We start from the raw sequence: 1,857 nt of genomic DNA on the forward strand, positions 1-1,857 counted from the left end.
GTTCAAAAGTTAGACAGCTTAGGAGTGTTAGAATTTCTGGCATGGGCTTTGCGGAACTTCGTTTAGGAGTAAACCTAGTTTCCTATAAAAGTCCTCTTGACTTCACACCAAAATTTGGCTCCTCATTTGGCGAAGGTATTGTCTACTTCTGGCTTTTCTACAGTAAGCTATACCAACTGGAGTAGTATCGGTTGGTTAGTGTTAATAATCCTGATGCTGATTGGTGGCGGTACGGGGGCAACCGCAGGCGGAATTAAACAGTTTCGCATCTATGCTCTTTATCGTGGTGTAGTTTGGGAAGTGCGACGGCAATTGTTACCTAAAGATGCCGTAACCGAACCCGATATTTGGCAGGGAGAAACAAGACAGTTTTTGAGCGATCGCCAGTTACGTCAGATCGGTATGTTTGTCTGGTTATATTTGGGAATTTATCTAGCTGGTACTGGAATTATTACGGCTTATGGTTATTCTTTACCCGAAAGCCTGTTTGAATATGCTAGTGCTTTGAGTACGGTGGGATTATCAATCGGTGTAACTGCTCCCGATGCGCCAGTAGGATTGCTGTGGACAGAAATTACGGGAATGTTTTTGGGTAGACTGGAATTTTTTCCCGTTTTTGTGGGATTAATTCGGCTTTATCGGGATATTTATCTCTGCTTCCTCACGAGTTCTTCAAGATAGTTTTTTATATATGTAAGTGGTTAGATCTGCCTTGATAGCCGATCGATCTTAATATTCATCAGCTTCAATCGTAGAGGAGGTGGGGCATGAAAGTATCCGATATTATGACCAAAGAGGTTTTATTGATTCACGGTTCGGCTAAAGTAGCTGAAGCGATCGCCATGATGCAAAATAAAAAAATGCGCTCTTTGATTGTCGAACCCAGCGACGACTCAAATGACTATGGCATAGTTACCGAAGCCGACATTGTATATATGGTAATCGCTAAGGAAATAGATCCCGAACAGGTCAAGATTCATCAAATAATGACTAAACCCTGCATTGCGGTCGATCCCGATCTCAGTCTTCCTGAAGTGGGGCGATTATTTGCCGAAGTTGGGATTCAAAAAGCACCTGTAATCAAAGATCGACTACTAGGTATTATTTCCGTAACCGATATTCTGATGAAAACTAAGGTGGCGCAACTATCCCCCACCGATATTTTGTCTCAAAGAATTGGTGAAGCTGTCTTGCATAGCCGAATCTATTGCGATTTAGAAGAACAAATAAACCATGAATCTGAAATTGCCTGGAATGTAGTAGAAGAACTTGAATCTGAAAAGGTTGGGGAATAAAAAATGAAGATCTAGCCATACCTTACGGTTGGGGAATTTATCCAATTGCCAAGCGATCGCGGTAGCGATGAATCCCTTAAATTCAAGGACAAGTAGAACTTTTCCAAACAACGATTGGAGGTTAGAAAGATATTTTTTGAGTTCTCTAACCCGAATTGGAGATCTTGACTCTGTTCCTTTTGAGGTTAAACCCTTACCGCGATCGCGACCCTCAAGAACATAGACTTGTATATCAAGTGAGTAATGACAAATTGATTTTCCTACAATGTCGTTACCATTACTAGATGCTTAAAAGTCCAGGGATTTTAAGCGATCGCAATATCAATATCGGGATCGCCTTAAATAAATTTAAACCTCTTCTTGGCTGTTCTGTCTTTCTATTGTAGCGATCGCAGCGTTAATTGCTGCCAATCTTGTCTCAAGATCGTCGCGCATAGATTTAAGAAATTTTAGTCTACGTTGTCTCCAGGTTAAATTGGATTCGGGATTAAAACAGGATTGGCACAAATGAAAAAACATGGTTATTCTCTCCAGATAAATGTTCGTTGTATTTTTACTTTAA

4 protein-coding genes are annotated in these 1,857 nt (G+C 40.7%); 3 read left to right on the forward strand and 1 reads right to left on the reverse strand.

Going from position 1 to position 1,857, the window contains the following annotated elements:
• Positions 1-96 precede the first annotated feature (96 nt).
• The 3 genes from AC33VI_RS20495 to AC33VI_RS20505 all read left to right on the forward strand — a co-directional run bounded on the left by AC33VI_RS20495 (position 97) and on the right by AC33VI_RS20505 (position 1,579).
• Positions 97-681 carry a potassium transporter TrkG gene (locus AC33VI_RS20495; RefSeq protein ID WP_491784116.1) on the forward strand — a complete coding sequence of 195 codons (585 nt, stop codon included), beginning with the start codon at positions 97-99 and terminating at the stop codon, positions 679-681.
• Positions 682-767: 86 nt separating this feature from the next.
• Positions 768-1,295, forward strand: a complete 528-nt coding sequence (locus AC33VI_RS20500) for a CBS domain-containing protein (protein ID WP_491784117.1) — start codon at positions 768-770, stop codon at positions 1,293-1,295.
• 179 nt (positions 1,296-1,474) lie between these two features.
• Entirely contained in the window at positions 1,475-1,579 is a 105-nt protein-coding gene (locus tag AC33VI_RS20505; protein ID WP_491784119.1) for a type II toxin-antitoxin system YoeB family toxin, read from the forward strand.
• 64 nt (positions 1,580-1,643) lie between these two features.
• Here the strand turns inward: AC33VI_RS20505 and AC33VI_RS20510 are convergent, their stop codons facing one another.
• Positions 1,644-1,814 carry a hypothetical protein gene (locus AC33VI_RS20510; protein ID WP_491784118.1) on the reverse strand — a complete coding sequence of 57 codons (171 nt, stop codon included), beginning with the start codon at positions 1,812-1,814 and terminating at the stop codon, positions 1,644-1,646.
• Between the last annotated feature and the right edge of the window lie 43 nt (positions 1,815-1,857).

The organism is Waterburya sp., assembly GCF_058530065.1.

Bases quoted from the DNA above. Each gene is read 5' to 3' on its own strand.
- AC33VI_RS20500 (WP_491784117.1), top strand. From the start codon at position 768: ATGAAAGTATCCGATATTATGACCAAAGAGGTTTTATTGATTCACGGT.
- AC33VI_RS20510 (WP_491784118.1), bottom strand. From the start codon at position 1,814: ATGTTTTTTCATTTGTGCCAATCCTGTTTTAATCCCGAATCCAATTTA.